The organism is Akkermansia sp. 54_46 (assembly GCF_001917295.1).
Taxonomy (GTDB): domain Bacteria; phylum Verrucomicrobiota; class Verrucomicrobiia; order Verrucomicrobiales; family Akkermansiaceae; genus Akkermansia; species Akkermansia muciniphila.
In genome coordinates, this window is record NZ_MNUD01000036.1 from 412,491 (window position 1) to 437,739 (window position 25,249).

The window sequence follows — 25,249 nt, forward strand, 5'->3', positions numbered from 1 at the left end:
CCTTGAACGATATTCGGTAGTTCATCAATATCACATTAAAAATCAAAAAAGTTTCTTTTTAATAATAAGTTTCCCGAATTTGAAACTTGACCTTAAAAGGAAACTTCACTAATTTTCTAACATCATGATGACGGAATGGACAATCCTGAATAATCTGCGGGAGAGAAACACCCTGATGGAAGGAATCCTCCGTTGGAAAGGGCTACTCGACGAAGAGCTGATGACCTTTCACACGCAGGGGGGAGACTTCCTCGCTATCCCTGAAATAAAAAAAGCGCTGCCTCCCATCATCCTAGATCGATTTGTCATCGAAGAGCGCGAACGAAAAAAACAGGGCAAGCCCCCGCGCCTGTTGCTTATTCCTTTTTTGTCTGAGGCAATTCTAAAACGTCTTGATGAGGAGGAACAGATCATGGCGGTGGACTTGTCCGGCAATGGTCTGATTAAGCAGCTCCCCATTTACCTTCGTTCTTCGGGCAGACCCAATGCCTATCCCGACACCCGCAGAACATCGCGTCCCTACGACAAAATTGCCGCTCAGGCGGCCATGATTTTGCTGGAACAAAAAATGTGGCCTGGACAGAAACCCGTCTTGGACCGTATCGCACTGCGGGGAGGTTCGATGGCCAAAGGGCAGTTGTCCAAACTGATTCCCTGTTACGAGGAGGACGGCATCCTGAGCAGGCCGGGAAGGTTTGAACTGATTGTTTACAATCCCTGTAAATTGCTGGACAGACTTCGGGAACAGTGGCGTCCCCCCGTCACGGAAAAAGGGCAGGATTATATCGTTGCTCCGGGGCTGGACAAGCGCAGAATTCTTCAAAAAGCCACGGAATGCGGAATTAAGTGGTGCGTTGCCCCACAATCTTCCCTGGGACGTTATGCGACCCTTGGCGAGAGCGGCCCTCTTTATCTATGGACGGAGGATCCCTCCTTTTTCCTGAAAGAAGGACAATTGGAAAAAACGGCCTCGCCCGCTTTTTCCCAGTTGAATTTGACCATGGTAAAATCCCCTCTCGCGTATTTCCAAACGGAAAGGGACAAAAACGGACTGGTCTGGTCCGGCCCGGTCATGACCTGGATTGAGGCGGCACGGGGCGACGCTCGCCAGCAGGAGACAGCCCATGCCCTGGCCCAAGCCCTTACCAGTTTCCACTATTCCACCTTGACTGCATTCTCCCGCTTATGAAAACCTCTTCCTTCGGCATGAATCAATCCCTTCAAGAAATTTGGCCCCAGTTGCAACAGCTCGATCCGAATGTTCAGATAATCGGGGGATATGGCCTCTATCTGAAACAGACCTGGCTGCGAGACTCTTTGGGAGCCGTCACTCATTTCATTCCAATGACTCAGTGGACGGGCGAAAGCATACCACGCACGACGAAAGATATGGATGTGGGAGTCAGTCCCTCATTGATTGCAAATCCCGGCAAGCAGGGAGAACTGGCTGAGGTCTTGCAAAACGCAGGTTTCCAGTATGTCGAATGGAAGAAACAGTGGGGTCTGTTCAAACAAGGAGAAGAAGGTGAGATTATTGAATTAGAATTCCACGCTCCGCTCCCTGATAACGAATACAGCAAAAACCTGCGAACCGATAGCCACCGGATCAAACCGCGTCCCTCCCTCCACTATGGCATCCATGGGCGCACAAACCCGGAACTGATCGGACTGGCTCACCCCTTTTTCTTCGATCTGGACGGATTGCGTCTGGCCATTCCCAACATCCTGACGGCGGCAACCATGAAACTTATGGCTTTTCAAGCCAGGTGGGAATCCTCACAGAATGTTGCAGGCAAATCCTCTGATCTTGACGAGGCGCAAAAGCATGCCAGAGACATCTTTCGTATCGTGGCAATGGAAACGGAAGAAGAAAGGCGTAACCTCCAGAAACTTCGCCAACACTTGGAGCAACAGGAGCTCTACCACAAATGCCAAATCATAGTGGACGATTACTTTTCCGCCCCGGGACGGCAAGGCTTCGATTTCACTTCCCGTTACTGGCACAGAGAGTCACAAATGGCTATTGCACAGGAATTGAGACTCTGGTTTGCCCTTTGAGAAATAGATAAGCAAATGTTTCCTTTCAGAACAAAGTTTCTCAAAAGAGAAACTTATTCCAAAAAAGAAACTTTGTTGTACATCAACAATTAACACTGTGATTTGTATTGACCTTTTGAAGCTCGCATGAAGGAAAAGAAAGTCTTCGGCTGCCATTTGAAGGAATACAATGTAGAGCTCAAAGGACGTAAATTATTGCAGAAGGAAACATTCAAGCGAGCAGACAATTATACGGAAGAACTCCTTCTGGATAAACGGCAAAAACATATTCGTCGTTTTCTAACGGCGGTCTTGGGAAAAAGGCCCCTACAAGAAAAAATTTTTACGCCTATGGTCAGGCTAGGCTCCTCTTCGTGCAAAGAGCGTTGGAGATCTTGTGTAAACATGAAGTGAAACTTTTTGCAGCAGCCATACCTAGAGGCATTCAAAAGCCCAAAGGATATGCCTCGGAAGGCTATCTGCGAAAAAACTTGGTATTCCTGTTTGAGCGCTACGCTAAATTCCTTGAAAGACAACACACAAATGGATTGCTCCTTCTGGACAGTGAGGAAGAAGTATTCGACAGCAAATTTACAAAACAGGTTCACAACTATTTCCTCCGGACGGATAAAGCCGACATATTGTCCCGGAACCTCTTTTTGTGGATTCCGTAAACAGTTACTTTATCGAGCTGGCGGACCTGTGCATCTACCTGCTGAACTGGGGGTACAGGAAAAACTGTTTCGAGAATATCCAGAATGACGAACGGAAAGAAGAACTCGTAACCCGCTTTACCCCCCTTTTAGACGGAATGGTTTACTACTCCGATCCTCCCAACAAACGAAAAAGAATCTGTGGCCTGGTGCTGACAGATTCTCCATATGAGAGTAAAAAAGAGGTAATGCAATCGGAGCCACCAGGGGCCGCTCCTCAGCCGAACCTCTGCAAGGATTCAACCATACGCGGAGATAATTATCAAATTTTCTTTTGTCATCCTTTATTCGTGTCCATCCCTCCCTCTAGGAAAGACTGGCAATGGACGCCGAAGAACCGGCCAGACGGAGACGTTCGAGGACATTCTCCTCGGGGCCCATCAGTAGTTTTCCTACCCGCCCTCCATCTCAAACGTTCATCAATCCCTGCTGGGTAGCAGTCATCCTCCCGTTGAGGAGAAGGGAAGCCTGGCCGGCAAAGGAGAGATGGGGGTGGAGTATCGCATAGGTAGAAACAAAAAGACCTCCCCGTGTGCGCATCACTATCGAGTCAACGGACTAATAGGCTAGGCGGGGGAGGTTTGTTGCCCACAAGGTTTCATATGCCTTGCCTATTGCCAATCATTTTGTGCCATTTCCGTACGTCATAAGGATCATTCCTGCTATGTTTCGATTCTGAGATTGCGCTCTTCTTCTCCAAGGAATATTTTATAGGAATGTCGGATCAAAGCAACTTCCCCAATAATACGCATATTGAAAGCTTTTTGGATTACTATACTGCATTGACTGCACCTCACTATGCTGTCTTGCTCACAGGAAAATGGGGAATCGGCAAGACGTTTTTCATCACCAGATATATGGAGAAAATTTTTCCTAAGCAAGAAGATGAATCAGAAAAAATTCCGAAAATAATTAAAATCAGTTTAAATGGAGTCCAAACGAAGGATGAAATTGATGATATGATTATTAAGGAATTTCATCCTTTCATGAATAAGAAATCCGCCAGATTGACTGGAAAAATATTTTCTTCTCTTTTAAAGTCGCAAGGTATCGATCTTGATAATTTGAAAACAGATGATTTTTTTAACATCTATCATCCTGAATCAATCTATATATTTGATGATTTGGAGAGATGCTGCATGCCGATAGAAGCATCACTTGGGTACATTAATTCCTTTGTGGAAAACAACAACTGCAAGGTGATCATTATTGGGAATGAGGAGGAAATTGCCCCCTATGCTGACAATCAAAAGAAAGCATCCTATAAATCCATTAAAGAAAAGGTCATTGGTAAAACTCTGCGGATGATGCCGGAAACGGAGAATGCTCTCAATTATTTTCTGGATCAACTTCAGAAGGGAGAAGGAAGGAAATTCCTGAAGTCTCAACGGGACTTGATCATTCAGATGTACCAGACATCCAAATTGGATAATCTACGTATCTTGCAGCAATCGCTTAATGATTTTGAAAGGCTGTACGCCTACCTTGAAGATAAGCATAAAAAACATGAGATGTTCATGAAAGACCTTGTCATGCTCTTTTTCATCCTTTCCTTTGAAATCAAAGCCGGACATTTTTCTTGTCATGATTTAGAGGAATGGCAACAGGATATATTAAGGAATAGTATGGGAGGATTATTCAGCACTTCAAATGATCCAGAAAAAGATAATGATAAAAATCAAAACAAAAAAGATTATTTATCAAAATACGGAGAATACTTTGTAAACATCATTGCATATAGAAACATTTTTTCCGAGTTGATGCTGTCTCATATTTTGGAAGATGGGTTCTTTCCTGAAGACGACATCAAACAGGAATTGGATGATCTTCCTGTTTATTTTCCATCAAAGGAACCATGGAGAAATCTATGGCACTGGAGAGATCAGAAAAGCGAAGAGTTGGATTCTATGTTGGAACAATTTGAACAAGATTTTAAAGAGAGAAAATATTCTGATATAGGTGTCATTCTGCACGTTTTCGGGTTGAGACTCTTTTTTTCAAAAAACGGTTTGCTTACCCAAGGAACCGCCGAGATTGGAAAAGAATGCAGACAGTATGTTGATGAAATAGTATCGTCCCTATCAGAGGAAAATTTTGATTTTGAAACATCTCGCCTTACAGGGATGTACGGACTTGGATTTTATAAATCGGATTCGGAAGAATGGTTGGAATTAAAAGATTATTTGAAAGATAAATTCTTGGATAAAATTAATGACAGATTCAGAAAATCATTAAGAGATCAATTATTATATAAACAAGAATTGACAGGAGATCAAATCAATAAATTGAATAATACAAATTTTCAAAATATTAGCATCCTTGAGCTATGTGGTGTTTCTTTTATTTGCAATTACCTAAAAGATGCTTCTTACGACAACGGGCTCGGATTACTCTATATCATAACAAATAGATTTTATCGAGAAGGGACTGATACAAAATCAAGGGAATGGGAATGTCTCCAATCTATCAGAGAGAATCTTGATACAATTCAAAAAAGAGCTTCAAGATGGGACAAGTTGAAGATACAAAATTACATCCAATATATAGACAATGAAGCTTCCAAAAAAATTGGCCCACCCAGCGTTACGAAAAGATGTAGTGAAGAAGAGTCAGCCCCCTCACCATCGCATTCCGTTGAAAAATCCTGATGAAGATTTCCCTCCCTCCAGCAAAATACTCAATGTCCTCTGACGGCAGTCTTTCCTTTCCTGGCTGGAAAGCAGAATAAGCCCTTTCTTACCTGGCGAAGTGACCCTCTTTTGAGAAAAAGATCTCTTATGGATAACTTTCTTGATTTCAATCACAATAAGTAATTCTCCAAAAATCGGTTGATATATTATCATTCTATGATATGTTGAAATTTACCGTGAAAGCTCTCATCTCTTCATTCATATTCTGGATAATGTTGTCCATGGTCTTGGTATCAGGAGCAACTCCTGCCTCAGATTTTTCATCTCCGGCGGCGGCTTCCTCCTTTCAGTCAGGAGGCAACATGCAAATATCTCCGAGCGATCTGGAACGAGCCAGCGCTATTCTGAAAGATAAGGAGAGCATGATGCTGGCAGCCCGTTCATCCAGTTGTTCTACCCGGTGCTCGACAAGTTGCTCCACAAGCTGCTCAACCCGGTGTTCGACAAGTTGCTCTACCAGCTGTTCCACAAGTTGTTCGACGAGGTGTACCTCAACGCGTAGGAGCACTTCCTATCCTTCTCGTACATCATCTTATACCCAACCTTCTAAAACAGTGACCCCGGTCGCTCCCATATCCCAGAAGGAACCAGAAAGACCGAAGATCCAACCAGACCAACAACGGGAAATTTACTGGGAAGACGGATACTCTTGGAAAATCCATAATGCCACCTGTTCTCAATTCGCCAAAGGAAAAGGGTCTCCGACCACGGTTCCACTTGGAGAAGATTGCCCCAAATGTGGTGGCAAAAAGAAGTCTCCCATGACGGATGGAACAGTTAAATTGATAATTTCTCCTGCGGCGCAGACATCGTCATTATCCCCTAAACCATCCCCCGAAACAACTGTATCGCAAAAAGCTGTTTCTTACTGGGTGACTTATTCTTCAGGGAAAATTCACAATCAATCGTGCCGGTATTACCAATCTTCCAACGGATATCTGACAACTTCTCCTCAAGGAACAGATTGCAAAATTTGTGGCGGGAGAAACGGCAAATAATGATTGCCTGAATTTGGAGTAAGTCAGAAAAGCGTTTCACTATTCCCATTCTGTCATCATGCAGAAGAATCGTGTGAAACGCTTTATCTTGTTCTTTTCCCTCTGTTTTGTTGCGGGTAATGGCTTAGGCCATGCTTTTGTTTACACGGCAATTTTGGGGATAGTTCTATCCCTTCTAGTTCTTGAAAGTTACCCTGAGCGTCCCAAAAATTTGTTCAGCTGTATTGCCGTCCTGACGGCTATATCCTTGGAGCCTTCCCTGGGACATTCGGCAAGCCTTTTAGCTATACTTCTAATAGTTACAGGGCATCGTTCCTTGGCAGCCTCCTTTCTTTTCTCTCAACTTCCGACGTTAATCAGTCCATTTCTTCCTTGCCCTTCATGGGTTGTACTCTCCCCTTTCCTTGGCATTGGCCTAATGGTGGCAGCAACGATTTTCTTCCTCTTCTTTCCAAGATTTCTCCGTTGGGGATTCACAGGAATATGCATGATTTACGGAATCTTGTTGATATTCACAACTTGTTCCTCATGGAATCTTTCACCGGTCCCTGAAAGAAATGTTGCGCCTGGATATCAGATTGGGAGCGCCTTGGAAAAAATCACGGGCAAACCGGGGACGGGTGCAGGGCAGCTTGTATATAATAATACAGAGTATCAAAAAGTCACTCTGGCAGGGACTCTGTACCTAGATCATGATGCTTATACGGACTGGGACGATGGCAATTTCTACCAAGGCCGTCCTTGGAGTAGAAATCTCATCATGGCGGGAGAACCTTGGCGTATGGCCGTCCAAAGGGATGGTATCCTCATCTCCAACATTGGTTCTGCTCTCAAACAGGATTCCTACCATCCGCTCTATGGGCAAATGGACGGCTTTACCGTGGTCCCTTTGGCTCTCAATGAACAATATAAATTGATTCTAGCGGATTCCGATTTCGTCGTAAATGGTATGGCTCCCTACCAATCTTCCCTGATCCGACGAATCACAGGAACAGATCCGGGATTTCTGGCTTTCCATATCATCTGTTCTTTAATCCTCTTTATCTTGCCATGGTATGTTTGCCCCTGGCTACCCTTATTTCCAGTACTGGCTTACTTGTGTGCGGTTTGGTGGCCAATCCAAGGTGAAATTCGTTATATTGGTAATCATCACTACTGGCCCCACACTGAATTGGGTGAGGGCATCGTTCGTCATCTTCAGGATTGTGGCATGAATGTGATCTTTGGATCAGTAGGAACAAAACTACTCGTTGTAGGTTCAGATTACACTGCGTCCTGGAAGAATGAAAAAATCATCATCCTAGAACCGGGAGCCAAAGTGAAAATCAAGGGAACAATCTATGAAGCTCAGGATGTTCCTATGGGTGAGTGGGATGGAATTCTGGATGCCCGGTCTATTCTGAAAAATGGAGAAAAACAACCTTCCCCCATCATAAAACTTGAGCAGGTTACCATAATAGCAACCGGTTCTCCAACAACATTGGAAACCCAATATTTTCGTTCTCTCTTATGAATACCATGCGCTTGCTCACTTTGGTAGGTCTCGTCTTCTGCATGTTCAATGCCCTCATCTGTTCCTATTCGGCAGGGATTGTTTGCATGGTCGTTCTTATTGCAAGTACGCTGGCGTATCGCCCCACTATATCTTGGAAGATTCTGCTGCACACGGGGATCATCTTGGGCACAGTAGCGTTGCTCATGGCAGGATTGCCTCACGGCCCTTGGGTCTATTGGAGTATTCCCACAGCCATCTGCTTGTTGGCAGCTCTATTGATTCGCTTGGCGGAGAAATATCCCCAAGAACGCCTGCTGGGAATCATTCTTCTTTTTGGTGCGGGATGGTGTTTAATGCATTCTTCTCTTCCCTCACTCCTGTTACAACAGACGCAGAGTCGGTCTCTTGCTTATTTGGAAAGAGGGCATTGGGGGATATCCCAGTCGCATGACAACTCACTTGTCATTCGCAGTCAGTACTCCTACGATATGGTAAAAAAGATCATTGGGAGTCGGGATATTCCCAATCTATCCAGGTTGGAGGCCTATACGGATTTGTGGATGATTACTCCAACTCAGCCGTTCTCCTCACAAGAAATAGAAAAAATACGAAAATGGGTTCTCAGGGGAGGCCGCTTGGTTGTAATCACGGACCATACAGATCTATTTGGTCATGCCTCTGTACTCAATCCTCTTTTAGAATCCATGGGACTCCGTATTCAAAAGGACTGCATCCTTGATTCGACAGGGGACGGTGGCACTTATCAAAATCTCTTCCAAAAATTTAAAGGACTCAGTGCTAACAGTTTTTCTGGACGGGGAGAAACTTGGTTGGTTGAAAATGGATATTCGGAACGTACTGACTACAGCAAAAATTCCTTCTTTTCAGATAACCAAATATCAGATGAAGAAATACCTGGTATCTATCCTATTGGCCTCACTTCTCCTTTTGGTTTAGGAAACATCGTCCTTTTTGGAGATAGCACTCTGTTTGCCAATTTTGCACTGTCTCGTCCCTCTGCTCAACACCTCTTGCAAAAAGTCGCAGATGCTGGGCCTCCGTTACCATTTCACACAGGCACAGCTATGATGCTTCTCCTGTTTTGGAGTGTTTCCAGAAAACGGAAGATAAAAATCCTGGCAGGCATGATCTCTTTTCTCTTGTTGATTGCTATGGTAATACAACTTTGTAGACCGGCTTATAAGCTTTCTTATGCCTTTTCCCCCATCCTGAACGTATGGGGTGATTGGTCGTTAGCTGAAAACGACCACGCCAAGTATTCGACTCTCTTTGCAACAGCTTTTTCCAAATCTCCCATGTTCCCCGTATGGAAAGAAACATCTCGGAATTCCAATCGCATCGTATTTTCCAATGGATATACACTGGAAAATTCAGTTTCTGAGGAATGGTTGCCGGACCCATCTTGGGAAAAACGTTTGAATATGAACCCCTCCCTCAGCATGGAACAATTTATGACAGCATTGGACCACGATTCATGGCTGTCGTCTTTCTGGTTTGATGATGGAGTGGGCCTCTTGAAAAACAAAGCCTACGAACAATTTTGGAAACAGGTTGCACAAGTTGAATCAAAAAAGGAGAATTTAAAACTATCCTTGATGAAACAAGTCAAAGGAACCTTGAATTTCAATGGAATCACAGTTCCTGTGACGGTAAAGCTGTTTCATATTCAAGGACATCATCCATGGGTGATTCTTGGCGATTGGATCATAGGTAAGGAAATATCATCAGGAATGATACTCATTCGTTCCAACTGGCAGCATCCTTCCTGGGGTGACAAAGATGCAGTTTTTCAATACATCCCTTAAAATCAATTACCTCCTCCTAAACGAAAATTCTCTCCCTTTGCCTTTTCCGGGGAAATCGTGGCATCTGTTTCCATCTTCCTTCCTAATCTTTTCTTGATTGGAAAATTATTTATTTTGAATCTTGACACAAGGGATTTGAAGATTGATTGTGTAGAGTGACAGGAAGGTTTTTATTCCTGCTTTTCTGTCCTGTGTGTGCTCAAACCATTCATTTTGCGTCCTGTCATGAATACGCCTGTTTCAGATTCCGCCTCTCCGGCCTCCAATCCGGAAAACGCCACCCCCGCCTCCCGTCTGCCCGGGGCGGCCCCCTCGCTCTCCAGCAGCGCTGCTCCGGTTTCCAGTTCCTCTGCTCTTCCCTCGTCTTCGGCAAGCTCCAGCGCCCCCTCCTCATCGGCTAGCTCAAGTTCTCCGTCCTCGTCGGCTAGTTCCAGTTCTCCCTCATCTTCGTCAAGCCCTCCCACGTCCTCATCGAGCAGCAGTGTGCCCTCCTCTTCGTCAAGTTCCAGCGTACCATCCTCTTCGTCGAGTTCCAGCGTGCCGTCTTCCTCGTCAAGCAGCAGTTCTTCTCCATCTTCTTCGAGCAGCAGTTCCTCCTCTTCCTCCAGCAGCTCCTCTTCGGAGCCTTCTTCCAGTTCGTCCTCCGAGTCATCCTCCAGCTCCAGCAGTGCTTCCCCCACCCAGGAAGACACTCCATGCCAGCCCTGCAACGATCCATGCAATGAAAGCTGCGCCAACGGGGACGGGGACTATGCCGGGCGCATCGGCTTTGGCGGCACGCCGGATGGCGGCATGTGCGAAGGGTCCGTCAACGTTGGCGGCGCCCCCTCCGGGGACAACCCTGCCCGGGTGGCCAACTCCCCTCTTGCGGATGCGGGGGATGTCAACTGCGCCGTCAAGGTCGGTTTCGCCACTCCCATGGGCATGACCGTCCGCTACGATGCTTCCACCAGGTCCGTCCAGGTCAACCAGTCCGCGGGCGGCTCCCTCTTCTTCAAGGGCATTCCGGGGAACGCGACGGCCAGCCGCGACGGGATCACGCGCCGGGGCATTGCCCTCGGACAGTTCCTCAAGGCGGACATGACCCCCTGTACGGACAATTCCCCGGCCTTCGTCAAAATCGTCCAGGGGGACGGTTCCTCCCAGACGCTTGACCTGGCCTCCGGGCAGGTCCACTCCATGACCACCAGGACCGGGGCCGTCATTCCGAAAAGCTCGTTTGACTCCCAGGTGGAAGTCACCAGGAACTCCCTGGGGGACATCGAACGCATCGCCAGCTCCAGGGACGGCGTGCTGGAATTTGCACGCACGCCCAACAAGCTGACCATCTCCCACTTCCCCCCGGCACGGCTCGCCAGGAACGCCCGCGGGGAAACCCTCCCCCAGGGCACTCCCGTCAAGGTCTACACCTATGAATGGAACCCCTCCGTCAGGACGATGAACATCACCACCCAGGAGGCCGGGCACGAAGCCCTCGTCAAGGAACGCCGCATCGAGGGGAACAAGACCATCATCACCGAAGGCTCGGGGGACGAGCGCATCGTCACCACCTATGAGCGCAACATGCTTCCCGGAGACAAGTGGGAGGAAATCAAGACCGTCCAGGGATTCCGGGAAACGGCCCCCTCCTTCTGCGAGCGCGTCGTGAAGAAGTACACGGACGGCGGATGGCTCGTCCTGAGCCGCACGGAGGGCTACGGCACCGCGCTGGCCCGCACCACGTCCTACACCTATAACAGCCAGTTCCGCGTCTCCGTCAAGGCCCTGCCGGACGGCGGCTACACCCGTTACGAGTACGACTCCCAGGGGCGCGTCACCATGGAAGCCTCCCCCTGGACGGACGGGGACTACGAATACGTCGTGCGCACCACCTACGCCGACCTGCGCTTCAACGACTGCCGCCCGGCCACCAGGCAGGTCTCCCTGGAACACGTTTCCACCGGGCAGGAGACCGTACTCAAGACGACCACCTTCACCTACGAGGACTCCCCCCTCCTCAACCGCATCACGACCAGCATCCTCGCAGCCGGGGAAACCGTGCCCCTCGTCAAAATCCGGGAACTCTACGGGGAACAGGCCTCCAATGAATACTCCCGGGGGCGCACCCGGATGAAACAGGGATTCAACGGCGTCCAGAAGGTCGCTGTCTATGAAGACACAACCTCGTACGGCGCCCGGTGGAAGGTTACGACGGAAACCCGCGTCAACGGCGCCGTCATGCCGGGCCGCAGCGAACGCACAATCCAGTACATCGCGGAGGATGAAACCCTCCTGCGCAATGAGAAATACGTCCACACCGGCCAGGGATGGAGCCTCGTCTCATCCGCCGGTTACGAGTACGACGGGGAAAAACGCCTGATCAAGACCACCCGCGGCAATGGCCGCGTCAGCACGGCGGAATGGGGATGCTGCGGCCCTCTGCGCCGCGTGGACGAGGATGGCGTGATTCTCTCCTACGGCTACAACTCCGCCCGCCAGCTTGTGGAAATCATCCGCTCCGCCACGGCGACGACTCCGGAATCCATCACCACCTACACGCGGGACTCCTTCGGCCGCGCCCTCTCCATCCGGGAAGACATCGGCGCCATGAGCCGCACGACCGCCAGGACCTACGACATTCTCGGACGCCTGACCTCGGAGACGGACGCCCGGGGCCTCACCACTGCGTACAGCTACCAGAACAAGGGGCTGCGCAAAATCGTCACCCTCCCCGCGGGCGCCCAGGAAACGACCGACTACAACAAGGACTCCTCCCTGCACGCCCTGGCTGCCGCCGGGAAGCGTCCCGTCTCCTACTCCTATGCCGCCGAGGAGGCCTTCTGTACGACCATCCGCAGCTATTCCTCCTCCCAGGTTCCCGGCAGCGAGGAGACCGACTGGCTCGGCAGAAAACGCCGTGAATACCTCGCCCCCGTCGATTCCTCCCTCGCCATGCAGCTCGTCGCGGAGAAGAGCTACAACGCGAAAAACCAGCTCGTCTCGGAGAGCAGGCTCGGCGTCCCCTTCCTCTACGAATACGACGCCATGGGCAAACTCTCCCGCAAGCTCATGCCTCTCTCTCCCGAGCCCACCCCGCAGAATTCCCGCATCGTGGAATACGTCCGCACCTATGAAGAGCGTGCCGACGGGGTGTACTCCGTTGTGACCGCCACCTCGTATGACGCCTCCGGCCAGCCCCTCTCCCGGTCGCGGGCGCAACTGGTTTCGGAACTCAGCCCCACGCTGGAAAGCAAGACCGTCTCGACGGATCTGTACGGCAACGTCACCATCGAGTGGACGCAATACGACGGCGACGGAAAGCGCACGTGGCGGCGCACCATCCCCACCTCCTCCGTCATGGCGGAAATCCGCCTGGAGGACGGCTTCGCCACCTACCGCAAGGACCACTCCGGAACCGTGACGACCGCCTCGCGCTCCTTCACCTCTGCCGGTACGACGGTGACGGAGACGGATGGCCGCGGCATTGCCGTCACCGTCAAGCGCGATCCCGCCGGGCGCGTCGTCCTCGTCAGGGACGGCGCCGGGAAGGAAACCGCCACGGCCTATGACCCCGTCACGGGCCTGCCCTCCCTCGTCACCAACGCCCTGGGCTTCACCACCTGCTATAAGTACGACTCCTGCGCCCGCCTCACCGCCGTATACGGCACCGGGGTCCAGCCCGTCTGCTGCGGGTATGACGCCAACGGCAACCTCTCCTCGCTGACGACCTCCCGCGTACCTTCCGGCTCCATCGTCACGGACCCCACCGGGCGCACCGACGGGGACACGACCACCTGGGTATACGCCTGGCAGGGGGACCTCCCCATCCAAAAAAACTACCCGGACGCCACTTCCGAGCACATGGCCTACGGCGCCATGAACCGTTTGATCTCCACCACCAATGTCCGGGGGGCAACCTCCTCCCGCACCTACAACCCCCTGACCGGGGAACTCCTCTCCATCGTCTCTTCGGACGCCGCCACGCCTTCCGTCACCTACTCGTACAACCACCTCGGCTGGATCACGGGCGTGACGGACGGTTCCGGAACCCGCACCGTGGAGTATAACCACTACGGGGACATCACCGGGGAGACCTTCGCGTCGAATGCTTCCGACTACAGCCTCCTCAACAGCTACGACGCCCACGGGCGGCTGGATGAATACGGCCTCTCGTCGGCCACCTCCAGCCTGTTCTCCACGGCCATCGGATACGCGGCGGACGGCAGGATCGGCACGGCAGTCCTCACCTCCGGCGCCCTGGAGCAGAGCTTCGCCTTCGATTACCTGCCCGGCTCCGAATTCATCCGGAGCATATCGCTCCCCGGAAGCCTCCTGGACGAGCGTTCCTACGAGCCGGACCGCGACTTGCTCGCATCCGCCCGGATCAGGCCATCCTCTTCCTCCTCCCCCCTGGCGGAGCGTTCCTACTCCTATGACGATCTCTCCCGCCTCACCGCCCGTTCGCAGAAACGCGGTTCCGGTGCGGCGGCGTCCCACTCCTTCTCCTACAATGGCCGCGGCGAACTCATCGGGGCCACCCTGGGGACGGACGCCTACCAGTACGCCTACGACAACATCGGCAACCGGCAGACGGCCATGGAGACGGGAACCTCCACGGCCTACACGGCCAACTCCCTGGACCAGTACACCCTGCTTGAGAAGACGGCGGAAAGCTTCACCCCGGCCTACGATGCGGACGGAAACCAGACGAAAATCCTGACTCCCACCGGTATCTGGAACGTCCTCTACGACGCGTGGAACCGTCCCGTCCGCTTCACGTCGTCGGACGGTGCCACCGTCGTCGAATGCGGCTACGACGCCGAAGGGCGCCGCCATTCCAAAAAAGTGACGCTCCAAGGCTCCGTCATCATCCTGCATGAACGCTACCTCTACCGCGGGTACGTGCAGGTGGCCTCCCTGAACCTCCAGAACGGCAGTTCCGTGAACCACGCCCTCCTGTGGGACCCGACCGCCCCCCGGGCGACGCGTCCCCTCGCGCTGGTGAAAAACCACCAGGCCTACCTCTTCGGGCATGACCAGAACAAGAACGTCACGGAAGTGTTCGACATCACCGGGCGGCTCGTCGGCCAGTACGACTACTCCCCCTTCGGGAAAAAGGCCTTCTCCGGCACGGTCGCCAGCCCCGTGCAATGGGGCAGTGAAGTCTGTGACGAAGAGACGGGCCTCGTCTATTACAACTACCGCTACTACAACCCGCAGGACGGCAGGTGGGTGAGCCGCGATCCCCTCGGGGAGGAAGGCGGCCTCAACCTCTACGCCTTCGCCGGGAACCGCATGGTGTCGGACTGGATGGGCCTGGAAGAAGAATCGGGCAGTGGTTCTACCCCCGTTGTTCCCGGAGATCCCGGCACGCCCGCGCCGACAAACGGCCAGACTTGCCCGAATCCTCAACCCGAACCCGAAGAACCAAATGCGGGAAACGATGATGATGATGATGATGAAACTGATGATCCGACTACCCCGGAAGACGAGGACGACTCGAAGAAGAAAGAAAAAGAGACGGTGGGGATGGTGGGGATGGTGGGGATGGTGGAGAAACTAAAGTTCCCCCCAGCGCAATTAGGGAAAAACCTAAAGGAGATCCACCTATTAAAGTTCAGCTTACTGATGATGGTGTGAGTGTAACAGGAACAGGAAAAACTCCTGGAGGAACAAAAATTCAAGGAACTTCTACTCTAAACACAAATGGGGATGTTGGAGGAAAAGCAACTGTGACAGTGCCTCTAGGAGGAGTAGATGTAGGTATAACAGGTTCGGGGTCATCAGCTGGTGGAGGCAGCGGTTCAGCAGGAGTTGATGTGTCAGCTTCTGTAGGTGGTATCAAAGGATACATTGGAGCAGGGTATGATACCAAAACCGGTGCAACGGGCTCAGCGGGAGTTAGTATACCATTGAGTCAACGTTGGAGTATGAAAGCTGGAGGAACGACGGATTATAGAGGTAATCATTCAGGGGTCCTTTCTTTTGACTACACTTTTTGATTAATTGAACCATGAAAATAAATATATTATGAAAAACATGACATTCAACTTGTCTTTGGCTGCTGCCAAAGACAGAACTCCACAAGACATCCTCTGGCGTTTTCCTGCCCGGCTGTCTCTCTGTTTGCTCGTTTCGGGACTGTTTCTTCAAATGCCCGCTGCATTAGCCCAGCAACAGGAAACACCTGAAAAAACAGTTGTTACGCAGGAATCTCCGTTTGGTACATATGGCAGTTTTGAGAAGCTCTTACGGGCTGCTGAAGAGGGCAATGCAGATGCGCAGGCTCAAGTGAGTATCTGCTATGGGAAAGGTAACGGCGTCACTCAGGATTACGGGAAAGCGTTTACCTGGGCAATGAAATCTGCCGAACAGGGGAATGCCAAGGGAGCATCTATTGTTGCTAGTTGTTACCTGCAAGGGAAAGGAATCAGGAAAGACATGCCCCTGGCGGTAGAATGGCTTCAAAAAGCTGCCAGACAGGGGGATGCTGAAGCGCAATATAATTTGGGAGTAACGTATTATTACGGAGTTGAAGGAATTCCCAAAGACGAGAAAAAAGCTTTCCCCTTGTTTGAAAAATCAGCAAATCAAGGAAACCGGAATGCTCAATATAATCTGGGCTTAATGTATTATTTAGGAGCCGAAGGGGTTCCTCAAGACGAGAAGAAAGCTTTTTTCTGGTTTGAAAAATCAGCAAAACAAAACCATCCGGATGCTCAATATTATATGGCAGCATGTTATTCATTGGGAAAAGGTGCAAAAAAAGACATCTCTCAGGAATTTTATTGGTTGGAAAAATCAGCGGAACAAGGCCATCCGGATGCTCAATATAATTTGGCTTGCTTATACTTCAATGATAAAGATGTACAGGAAATTCTGAATCAATCGTCGAAACTGATATTTGAAAAAACAAAAGACCAGTCACAAGAAATTGCTCAAAAAAAATATTCGCAGATAGAACCTGAAGTACAGAGCAAGATTGAGAAAATGGTCTATTGGTTCAATAAAGCAGCGGAACAGGGGGATGCTAATGCCCAGAACAATATGGGAATATTCTATATTCTGGGATTGGGAGGATTGCGCATGGACACAATTAAAGCAATGGAATGGTGGAAAAAAGCGGCAACACAAGGACACGCGGAAGCGCAATATCATTTGGGAGGCTGTTATTCCGGGGAAATACCATATTTTAAAGATATTCCTCGTGATATCCAGGAATCACGGAAATGGCTTCAAAAAGCGGCGGACCAGGGACATGAAAAAGCTAAGGAAGCATTGGAACGTCTCTTCCACACAAAAGCTTCTTCCTGAGAAACCTATTTCCAATACCCGGTCAGTTCCGGAATGCCGCTGGTTATGTCGCTTCCCTTGTGGTTGGTCCGGACGAGCATCGGCTTGGCGGCCAGGATCAGGTCGCCTCGCCGGACAAGGGGAGCCCAGATGCGGTCATCCTCGCCTCCCCAGGAGGAGAGGAAATCTTCCATCGCCTCCGCGTACGCCGGGCGCACGGCAAAGGCGGCCATGCTGCGCAAGTCTCCCGTGACTTCCTTCCATTCCCCGCAATCAAGGACGGCGCTCCCCTCGTAATGCAGCATCACGGCTCCAGCGGTGGCTGGCGCCTTGCTGAGGATATCCCGCAGCTTCACGTCAAACTCCGGCATCACCCGCGCGTCGTCCTGGAGGATGACCACCCATTCCTCTTCGCAGCACGCGGCCCACGCCAGCGCATTCCGCATGGCCCGCTTGCAGCCCACCGCGCGGCGGATGTAGTCCGGGTCCGTCTTCAGGCGCGGAATGCGGTAGGCCTCCAGGTCGCTGTACTCCTCCGGCGCAGCTTCTTCCACGGCTTCCAGGCGCACGCCGTCCACCCACTCCCAGGCCAGCCCCTGTTCCAGGAGCCGGGCGCTTAGGGCCTCCCTCTTCGGGGAGCCGGGCAAACTTACGACGAGTATCTTGTACATGGCATCCGCTCTTTTGCTGTTGTCTCAATCCCCGGCTCTAGGGGTTCCCGGGGCCTTGTCGATCCCGGGGACGAGAACGTCAAATGTCTTTTCGGAATACTGGGCCTGGTACACCTGGATAGGCCCGTCTCCGTCTTCCCGGAAAAGTTCGACAATCTTCTTAACGCTTTCCGCGTCCTTCCGGCATTTGATTCCCAGGATAATCCCCGTCAAATACTTGTGGAAGCAATCTACGAAATAGTCCTCCTCCTTCCTAACATCCTTCTCCGGCAAGGGGATGAATATCCGCAGTTCTTCCTCATAGCTCCAAGCCGGGTCTTTTGTAACATAGGCTTTGTCAATGCCGCAAACTCCACCATTTCCGAACGTAGCCAATGCAAATCCAAACTGTGCTCGTTCTTTCCGGTAGATCATGTCTAAGAGCAGCCAGCGGTTTGTCACTGCATCACGGACGGGAGAAAAAGAAAACTCCTTCATATCCACGGATATGTCGAGGATGTGATATTGGAAATCCTTTTCTTCTTCATACGGAGAGGAAGAAATCAGGGGAAAAGTAAACTCCAGGCATACTCCCTTGTGTTTGTCTCCGTAATGCCCCCACATCGCTCCGGAATTGTAAAGGGAGGAAAAACAGATAAAGCTCAGTTCATAAATTTCCTGGAGGGCTTTTCCTTCCGCTCCGGCGGGCATGAACTCATAGGGATCGTTGCACTCGTCAATGGTGCGCACCTTCAGGGCTCCTCCGGCCAATATTTTGAGCATGTTCTCATACGTCATGTAGATATAGGCCTTGATCTCCTTGGACTCCGTACCGTCAGAACTCTTTTCCATCCCGCCTTTTTATCTTTTTTTGGAAGTGCTGTCACGCCCGGAATTGCCTTCTTTTCTGACTCCAAATAGAACAAAAACCATAACAACTGCTATACCGGCTCTCTCCTAAGAGAGTTGATGAAGAAAAAGAAACTTCCCTTGATACTCGTTAAATGGCTTGAGCAATTACCTTAAAATACCATAATCAAAGCATGGTCAGTACCGATGCTACTACATCACTTACAGTATTCATTTCATACGCATGGTCAACGGAAGAGCATGAGAAAAAAGTTTTCGAGTTGGCGGAACGGTTGATGTCAGATGGCATTTCAGTGATCTGGGATAAGTGGGATTTAAAGGAAGGACAGGATAAGTATGCTTTCATGGAAAAGTGCGTCGTCGATACCGGTATCAAGCGGGTGCTGTTGATATGCGATGAAGTCTATGCGACGAAAGCAAATGAGAGAAAAGGCGGTGTGGGGAATGAAACAACTATTATATCTTCCGAGGTTTACGGAAAGGCTGCACAGGAAAAATTCATTCCTGTGATCTTTGAAAAAGATGATAACGGAGAAGCTTATTGCCCGGCCTATATAAAAACTCGAATCTACATAGACCTTTCTGATCCTGATATATACGACCGGGAATATGAAAAACTTTTGCGGAACTTGTACGACTGCCCGGCTTATCAAAAACCGGCCCTTGGCCGCAAGCCGGAGTGGCTTGATGAAAAAAATGTGAATCTATATTCACTGGAAAGAATGATCAGGCAACTCAAGTCGGATGACGGCAGAAGCAAAAAAAAGCAGGATATGCTGCTGCGGCAGTTTCGGGATGAATTCATCGAAAAACTTTCCCAATATGAGATAGCCGGAAATATAACCGGTACGCAGGTCGTCGATAAAATAAGCGAACTAAAACCCCTCCGGGATATGTATATGGAATACCTCTCCACAATCATTTCTCTGGAGGTTTCCTTGGAAGATCTCATAACGGACTTTATGGAAACTTGCTATAATAGAATCCATGAAAAACCTTCATCTCACCAATATGGTGACGATCATTATTTATTTTTTATCTGGGAAATTTTTATATGTACTATAACGACTCTGTTATACTATGAAGAATTTGAAGTTATATATCAACTAATCAATCATACATTTTTCTTGAAACGATACGGAAATTTAGAAGAGGAAACAAATTTTATTAAATTCAGATGTTATCTTGAAAGCATAGACAAAATTTATCCTGAAGAAATAAATCAATCGCCTTGTAGATTTTCAAATATGGCAGACATTTTACTCGCGAGAGAAAGTAAGCCAATCCTGACGCGTAAAAATCTGATCTTTGCAGATCTATTGCTCTTCCAATTATCCAATCTTTTTCTAGATAATGAATTTCGTCTGTGGTTCCCTGGAACGTATTGTTATGATGGATACGGATGGGAGCAAAAAGAAAAATGGAGAAAGATGAAATCTCGAAAATATTGTCAGAAAATTCTCCCCCTTTTTGGAGTCTCAAGTATTGATCAACTTAAAAAGTTAATGAGCGGAGAAAAAGTTCGAGAAGAATACAGATATAGTGGAAGTTTCGAGAGGGCGTTAGTTATTTCCGATAGTATTAAGATCGAAGAAATCGCTTCACTGCCATAATTGCTTTTCGGCGACCATTCTACTTGTCGGAGGAACGGTTTCTCCCAATCGTTTTACGTTTCTGACGGGCTTTAGCCTTCTAAAAATATTCTGTTCATACATGAAGAGGCTTCACTACTCTTAGCAGAATGATTCCAGCGCTCCTTCGTCCGGAGGCGGCAGTTCCCAGAGCGAGCGGGAACCATCCAGCCTCGCCAGGGTCACGGAGGGGCCTTGGAAATTTTCCCCCTTCCATTCCAGTTCCATCGGGTCCCACCGCTTCCAGGCCAATGTCAGCGTGTCCCGGGTCTCCCCGCCGAGTTTCCACCATCCGAAGTCCGGGGAGGACGCCCTCCGGAACACCCCCTCCCGGTAAAAGAGGAAGGAGTCGTCCCAGTGGGGGTGGATGCCCCGGTACACGGCGGCGGGCGTACCGTGACGCAGTACGTCCATGGCGCGCAGCACGGAGGGGATGCACCAGTGCGCCGTCACCGTATCGTTGTCCGGCAGCGGGTAGCGCACGTTGGAGAGGAAGAGCCTCGGCGTCACCAGGTACTCCGCCCCGGTTTCAAGGGCCAGCTTCCCGAAGATGAGGTCTTCCGCCCCTGTGAGCGGCACGTCCGGCCTGGCGGCAATCTCCTCCACCACCGCGCGGGAGAGGAAGTAGCCCGCCCCGCCGCTGGGGGCTTTCCGCTCGCCCAGCAGGGCATCCCCGATCAGCCCGTACCGGGAGTCCGCCAGTTCAGGCAGCCGGGAAAGGTCCAGGTATGTGTCGTCGTCGCACTTGAAAATCCAGTCAAAGTCGTAGTGCTCAAGTCCGTAGCGGAAGAAGGCCAGCACCTTGGCCGGAAGCCCGTTGTACGTGTCCGGGGCGTCCAGCCCTACGGTATCGCCCCGTTTCCTCTTCCGCCGCTTCGCCGCCGATGAAGAACAGGCACTCCACGCCCTCCTGCGGGTGCCGGAGCCAGGAGTCCCGCACGGCGTTGCGCCGTTCCTCCAGCCCCTGGCCGGAACAGATGCCCACCAGGATGGAAACTTTCTTCTTCTCGTTCATAAGCTCGTTTCGTGTCATTGAGGGGGAACCCAAGGTTTCGGATGTAGGGACTCGCTACCCTCCTGTCCCTATTCGGGCAGCTTCGCCATCGCGTCGAACACTTCCTCCCAACTGGCGGACGACGCTTCCAAGCCGCCGAGTTCCAGGCCGCGCTCCCGCGCCGCCTCCGCCATGTCGTCGCGCCAGTGCGGCTCGTATGCCATCCGGGAGGCGTAGTAGATAAAGTCCCTCTCATGGTCGCAGAGCCAGCCGGTCCTGCCGTGTTCCACCATCTGCCGCCACCCGCCCCGGTTATCGACAATCAGCACGCTGCCGGAGGCCATCGCCTCAAAGCCCACGCGCGGCCAGTTCTCCGTCGTGTCCGTGGGTTGCAGCACGATCTTGCAGTGCTTGTAAAATTCCTGCTGGGAAACTTCCGTCTGGTCCCGCGCCGTTCTGATCCAGTCGTAGGGCTTGCCGATCTTCTCCTCGCTCCGGTGGTCGAACCCCAGGAAGAGGCCGCGCTTGGGCACCGGGGAGACGAAGTATTCATAGATTTGCAGCGTGTTCCGGGCGAACTTGTCCGCGTCCTGGCGGGAAATCCGTCCGCACCCGAAGTACTCTTCCTCCCTCCCCCGGACGAACGGGAAGGCGTCGCTGTGGAAGTACGGCTTAAACGTCATGAACCGGACGGACGGGTCCGCGTTCAGTCCTTGCAGGAGGGGCATGTTCTTCTGCCTCACTTCCTCGTTCTGGTAGAGAAACATGGCAATCAGCCCTTCCTTCATCAATTCCTTCTCCTTGTCGAAGAGCCATGTCATGCAGTTCACAAAGACGGTGCGCTTCGTATGTTTCCGGATCTCCGGGATGGCGTCCAGAAACTCGCTGTTGCAGAACCCCATCACCGGGTCGCCCGGCTCCAGAGCCGTCCAGTCGTCCGCCGCGTGGATGACCACCCCCAGCCGCAGCAGTTCCACATAAAGGCCTTCCGGGTAGAAACCGTCCCCGGTCGGGATGAGGTGGACCTCCATCCCCATCTTCCGCCACACGATCATCTGGTGGTGCAGCTCCGTCCCCGCCCCGCCGTAAAGCGACGGGAACCCATGCACGAAAATCCTTTTTAACGCCCTGCTCATGGTTGATCAGGCTCTCACCTTACCACATCCTCCACGCGCCGCCAAGAATCCTCTACATTTTTTCCCTTCCTGGCGCAAAAAAACCAGCCGATCCCGTTGTCCGAGATGGCATTGTTCGCTCTACCACAGGATGTCCGTGCCCTTGGCAAGGCCCTTGTAAGGAGAGGGATGTTCCTCCACTTCATCCTGCCGCCAGCCGAGTTGTTTTGAGATATAACCGGCTTCGTGCGCTTCGCTGAAGGTGCGCAAAGCATCGGCGGCGTGGGAGCTCCGGGTGCCGTTGGCTCCGGGATGGACGGGCATGTTGGAATGTGTTATCAGTATAAGAACAACTATTTTTTGTGATGAGCTATATACCGTGTCAGCCAAGCCCCCTTATGGAGAATGCCAAGGGAAGTATTCGAATAGGAATAGAAGATTATTTTCTGGCGAAAGACAAGCATGACCGGGATAAGAAATTCCGCATGATTTCCGCGCTCAGAAATATCTATGCCGGGATTCTAATCATGTTCAAGGAACGGCTTTTGAGACTGTCTACAGACAGGTGTCTCATCTTTCTGGAATCGGACAAGGAATCAAACAAGGCATGGCTGAATGAGAAAATACTGAATAAAAAGGCAAAAACCGTCAATGTCCATGAGATTAAAAAATTATTCAAAAAATTTCATGTGGATTATCAGAAAAAGTATTTGGATCAACTCAATCAGGCACGAAATGAATTGGAACATTTCAGCGCGGATGTTTCCGATGATTATCTGGAAGAGCTTTTGGTGAAAGCTCATCGTATTATTTTAAATTTCATTAACGGATTTGAAGATGAGACCATTGAAAACTGGATAGACAGAGATCAGTGGAAAAAGATTGAGCAATCCTACCAACTCGTTCAGGAAGAAAAAAAGAGGATAGAAGAGGAGTATAAGAATTTTTGTTTTTTCCCAGAACAATTAGAAGCGAGAATGAAACATTCGTTATGTCCTAATTGTTTTTCTTCCTTATTGAGTCCGACTGGAAAGAAGGATGATCCGGTTATGGAATGCCGTTATTGCAAAAAGAAATATTCTCCGATAGAAATAATCCAGAGTGAGCATGATGAGCACTACAATATCAAGAACGGCGGTGATCCTACTTTAGGGATATGCCCTCAATGCGATGAAGAAACGCTGGAAGAAGACGGCGATGAAATGATTTTCAAATGCGACAACTGTGGATATGAACAATCTAATTGTTGCGAGTGTTGTGGTTCTTCAATTCCCATTGAAGAAGTTAGCGAAGATGATAATTATTGTGGTCCTTGTCGTATTATGTTGAATAAAGATGATTGATTATAATTTTTATTATTTTTTAATTACCAGAGTATGTCCGTGCCCTTGGCAAGGCCCTTGTAAGGAGAGGGACGTTCCTCCACTTCATCCTGCCGCCAGCCGAGTTGTTTTGAGATATAACCGGCTTCGTGCGCTTCGCTGAAGGTGCGCAAAGCATCGGCGGCGTGGGAGCTGTAATTGGAGAGGGCGCTGACGCCGGAGAGGTAGCCTTCCTTGATGCCCTCGACATTCGTTTTCTCCGAGCATCTGGCGTGGATGACGGCGTGGCGCAGGAGGCGGCGGGCGGCGTCAATGGAGGCCCAGCGGTCCCGGGTACAAGGGATGCGGAGGCAGGAAAACCCGGCGCGCTCCAGGGAGGCGAGGAAGGAGGTGCCGCCAGGAACGCGGTTTTCACAGTCGTGGGGAAGGAGGCAGTCCCGGATGTGGTAGCCGTCCCGGGCTTCGCGTTTGTGGATTTCAGCGATGTACCAGTCCAGTGTCAGGCCGTTGGCGGTGATGTTGTCCAGGAAGTAGAATTTGCCGTCCGATCCGGGCTGGATGATCCAGATGGACATGAAGTCCGCCACCCCGATGTCCCACGCGGCATAGACGGGCAAGAAGGTGTCCACCTCAAACTCCGCCGTGAGGCGGCCCAGTTCCCGGAGGCGGTTGATTTGACTTCCGAAAATGGTGCCTGCCGCGATGGGGTTGAGCGCTTCATCCGGAACGGTGGGGTATTCCTGGCGCATGAGCCAGCCCTGGGTGCGGGCCATGGATTCATACCAGGCTTTCTGTTCATCATCGAGAATGATGTTGTAATCCTTTTCCAGGGATTTGAAGTATTTCTGCATTTCCCGGTCGCCGGAGGGCTTGCAGCCTTCCAACCGGTATTCATGCTGACGAATCCAGGAGAAGAAGAAGAAACGGAAGTCCAGAGGAGAGAGGGGCTTGCCTACCATGTCCATGGCGGCCACCGTGAGAGAGTAGTTGAGGCCGTATTGTCCGCCTTCGTGGGTGGATTCCTTGATGATGATGCCGGTTTTGGAGATAGTGTTGAAGCCGCCGGTCATGATTTCCGAGGCCTTTTTGGGATCGTGGGCGGCAATGGCTCCCAGTTCCGAGATATGGAGAATTTGAAGGGTTCCGCCACGCAGGGAGGTGGCGGCATAGACAGTGGAGCCGTTCGGGAATTTGACATCGGACTGGGTGAAGGCCGCCCCTTTCATCTCGTCCTTGATCAGGGAGCCGATGAAGGCGATGAGGCGGTCCCGTTCCGTGGGGTTTTCCGGAAGGTAGTCCAGGTGGTCGAAAGCGAAGTGCATCTTGTCCATCTTCTTTTCCGCCTCCGGGCGGGTGCGGTCGATGACGCCGCAGGTGATGTTGGGGGTGAAGAGGGCGGCGTCCAGCTCCAGGATGGCAGCAAAGGTGGAGATGCCAAGCTGGCGCACTTTCAGGATGTCGTTGCGGTAGTGGAGCTTGTCGTAGAGTTCTTCCTGCGCCCAATTCATGCAGAAACGCTGGAGCAGCCCCTCCTTGTCAATGATCCAGTAGAGGTTGTTGAGACGCCACTTGCGGTCATCGAGCAGCGTCTTGATTTCCTGGTACTGTTCCGGAGTCAGTTCCATGAGCGAGGAGA

At 50.9% G+C, this 25,249-nt stretch carries 18 protein-coding genes; 10 read left to right on the forward strand and 8 right to left on the reverse strand.

Annotated elements, in window-relative coordinates:
* Nucleotides 1-124 precede the first annotated feature (124 nt).
* The 5 genes from BHW66_RS12565 (at nucleotide 125) to BHW66_RS12585 (ending at nucleotide 9,759) form a co-directional block, all read left to right on the forward strand.
* A complete protein-coding gene (locus BHW66_RS12565) occupies nucleotides 125-1,189 on the forward strand; it encodes a hypothetical protein (RefSeq protein ID WP_205575421.1) in 1,065 nt (354 codons plus the stop codon).
* Between the two features lie 17 nt (nucleotides 1,190-1,206).
* Nucleotides 1,207-2,058 carry a hypothetical protein gene (locus BHW66_RS12570; protein ID WP_250714925.1) on the forward strand — a complete coding sequence of 284 codons (852 nt, stop codon included), beginning with the start codon at nucleotides 1,207-1,209 and terminating at the stop codon, nucleotides 2,056-2,058.
* 1,408 nt (nucleotides 2,059-3,466) lie between these two features.
* Nucleotides 3,467-5,398 carry a P-loop NTPase fold protein gene (locus BHW66_RS12575; RefSeq protein WP_286689078.1) on the forward strand — a complete coding sequence of 644 codons (1,932 nt, stop codon included), beginning with the start codon at nucleotides 3,467-3,469 and terminating at the stop codon, nucleotides 5,396-5,398.
* Between the two features lie 1,098 nt (nucleotides 5,399-6,496).
* Nucleotides 6,497-7,951: a hypothetical protein gene (locus BHW66_RS12580; RefSeq protein ID WP_286689079.1), complete on the forward strand. Its 1,455-nt coding sequence runs from the start codon at nucleotides 6,497-6,499 to the stop codon at nucleotides 7,949-7,951.
* The gene (locus BHW66_RS12585; RefSeq protein ID WP_286689080.1) at nucleotides 7,948-9,759 is read left to right on the forward strand and encodes a DUF4350 domain-containing protein; all 1,812 of its coding nucleotides are present in this window, start codon (nucleotides 7,948-7,950) and stop codon (nucleotides 9,757-9,759) included. Before BHW66_RS12580 ends, BHW66_RS12585 begins: the two co-directional genes overlap by 4 nt.
* A gap of 170 nt (nucleotides 9,760-9,929) precedes the next feature.
* On the opposite strand, the gene BHW66_RS12590 is transcribed toward BHW66_RS12585, so the two are convergent.
* On the reverse strand, nucleotides 9,930-10,481 hold the full coding sequence (locus tag BHW66_RS12590; RefSeq protein WP_286689081.1) for a hypothetical protein: 552 nt from the start codon (nucleotides 10,479-10,481) through the stop codon (nucleotides 9,930-9,932).
* A gap of 70 nt (nucleotides 10,482-10,551) precedes the next feature.
* On the opposite strand from BHW66_RS12590, the gene BHW66_RS12595 reads away from it, so the two are divergent.
* Genes BHW66_RS12595 through BHW66_RS12605 form a run of 3 tightly spaced genes read left to right on the forward strand, consistent with a single transcriptional unit; the run spans nucleotide 10,552 to nucleotide 17,052 of the window.
* Entirely contained in the window at nucleotides 10,552-15,378 is a 4,827-nt protein-coding gene (locus BHW66_RS12595; protein WP_286689082.1) for an RHS repeat-associated core domain-containing protein, read from the forward strand.
* Entirely contained in the window at nucleotides 15,375-15,740 is a 366-nt protein-coding gene (locus BHW66_RS12600; protein WP_286689083.1) for a hypothetical protein, read from the forward strand. The genes BHW66_RS12595 and BHW66_RS12600 overlap by 4 nt, the downstream gene beginning before the upstream one ends.
* A gap of 28 nt (nucleotides 15,741-15,768) precedes the next feature.
* Nucleotides 15,769-17,052 carry an SEL1-like repeat protein gene (locus tag BHW66_RS12605; RefSeq protein WP_286689084.1) on the forward strand — a complete coding sequence of 428 codons (1,284 nt, stop codon included), beginning with the start codon at nucleotides 15,769-15,771 and terminating at the stop codon, nucleotides 17,050-17,052.
* Nucleotides 17,053-17,057: 5 nt separating this feature from the next.
* Here the strand turns inward: BHW66_RS12605 and BHW66_RS12610 are convergent, their stop codons facing one another.
* Both BHW66_RS12610 and BHW66_RS12615 read right to left on the reverse strand, forming a co-directional pair.
* On the reverse strand, nucleotides 17,058-17,702 hold the full coding sequence (locus BHW66_RS12610) for a hypothetical protein (RefSeq protein ID WP_250714933.1): 645 nt from the start codon (nucleotides 17,700-17,702) through the stop codon (nucleotides 17,058-17,060).
* Nucleotides 17,703-17,726: 24 nt separating this feature from the next.
* Complete coding sequence (locus BHW66_RS12615) at nucleotides 17,727-18,533, reverse strand: DUF2971 domain-containing protein (protein ID WP_250714934.1); 807 nt, start codon at nucleotides 18,531-18,533, stop codon at nucleotides 17,727-17,729.
* Between the two features lie 191 nt (nucleotides 18,534-18,724).
* Between BHW66_RS12615 and BHW66_RS12620 the strand changes: the two genes are divergently transcribed.
* Nucleotides 18,725-20,164: an SEFIR domain-containing protein gene (locus BHW66_RS12620; protein ID WP_286689085.1), complete on the forward strand. Its 1,440-nt coding sequence runs from the start codon at nucleotides 18,725-18,727 to the stop codon at nucleotides 20,162-20,164.
* Nucleotides 20,165-20,284: 120 nt separating this feature from the next.
* On the opposite strand, the gene BHW66_RS12625 is transcribed toward BHW66_RS12620, so the two are convergent.
* The 4 genes from BHW66_RS12625 to BHW66_RS12640 form a co-directional block, all read right to left on the reverse strand.
* Nucleotides 20,285-21,022: a hypothetical protein gene (locus tag BHW66_RS12625; RefSeq protein ID WP_286689098.1), complete on the reverse strand. Its 738-nt coding sequence runs from the start codon at nucleotides 21,020-21,022 to the stop codon at nucleotides 20,285-20,287.
* Nucleotides 20,955-21,197 (reverse strand): hypothetical protein, encoded by a 243-nt coding sequence (locus tag BHW66_RS12630; RefSeq protein WP_286689086.1) that lies wholly within the window; start codon nucleotides 21,195-21,197, stop codon nucleotides 20,955-20,957. The genes BHW66_RS12625 and BHW66_RS12630 overlap by 68 nt, the downstream gene beginning before the upstream one ends.
* Nucleotides 21,198-21,265: 68 nt before the next feature.
* Complete coding sequence (locus BHW66_RS12635) at nucleotides 21,266-22,312, reverse strand: glycosyltransferase (RefSeq protein WP_250714937.1); 1,047 nt, start codon at nucleotides 22,310-22,312, stop codon at nucleotides 21,266-21,268.
* A 120-nt stretch (nucleotides 22,313-22,432) separates the two neighbouring features.
* Nucleotides 22,433-22,615, reverse strand: coding sequence for a hypothetical protein (locus BHW66_RS12640; RefSeq protein WP_286689087.1), 183 nt, complete (start codon nucleotides 22,613-22,615; stop codon nucleotides 22,433-22,435).
* 41 nt (nucleotides 22,616-22,656) lie between these two features.
* On the opposite strand from BHW66_RS12640, the gene BHW66_RS12645 reads away from it, so the two are divergent.
* A complete protein-coding gene (locus BHW66_RS12645) occupies nucleotides 22,657-23,634 on the forward strand; it encodes a hypothetical protein (protein WP_205575408.1) in 978 nt (325 codons plus the stop codon).
* Nucleotides 23,635-23,657: 23 nt separating this feature from the next.
* Here BHW66_RS12645 and BHW66_RS12650 read toward each other — a convergent pair whose 3' ends face one another.
* A complete protein-coding gene (locus BHW66_RS12650) occupies nucleotides 23,658-25,238 on the reverse strand; it encodes a hypothetical protein (RefSeq protein ID WP_286689088.1) in 1,581 nt (526 codons plus the stop codon).
* Nucleotides 25,239-25,249: the final 11 nt, after the last annotated feature.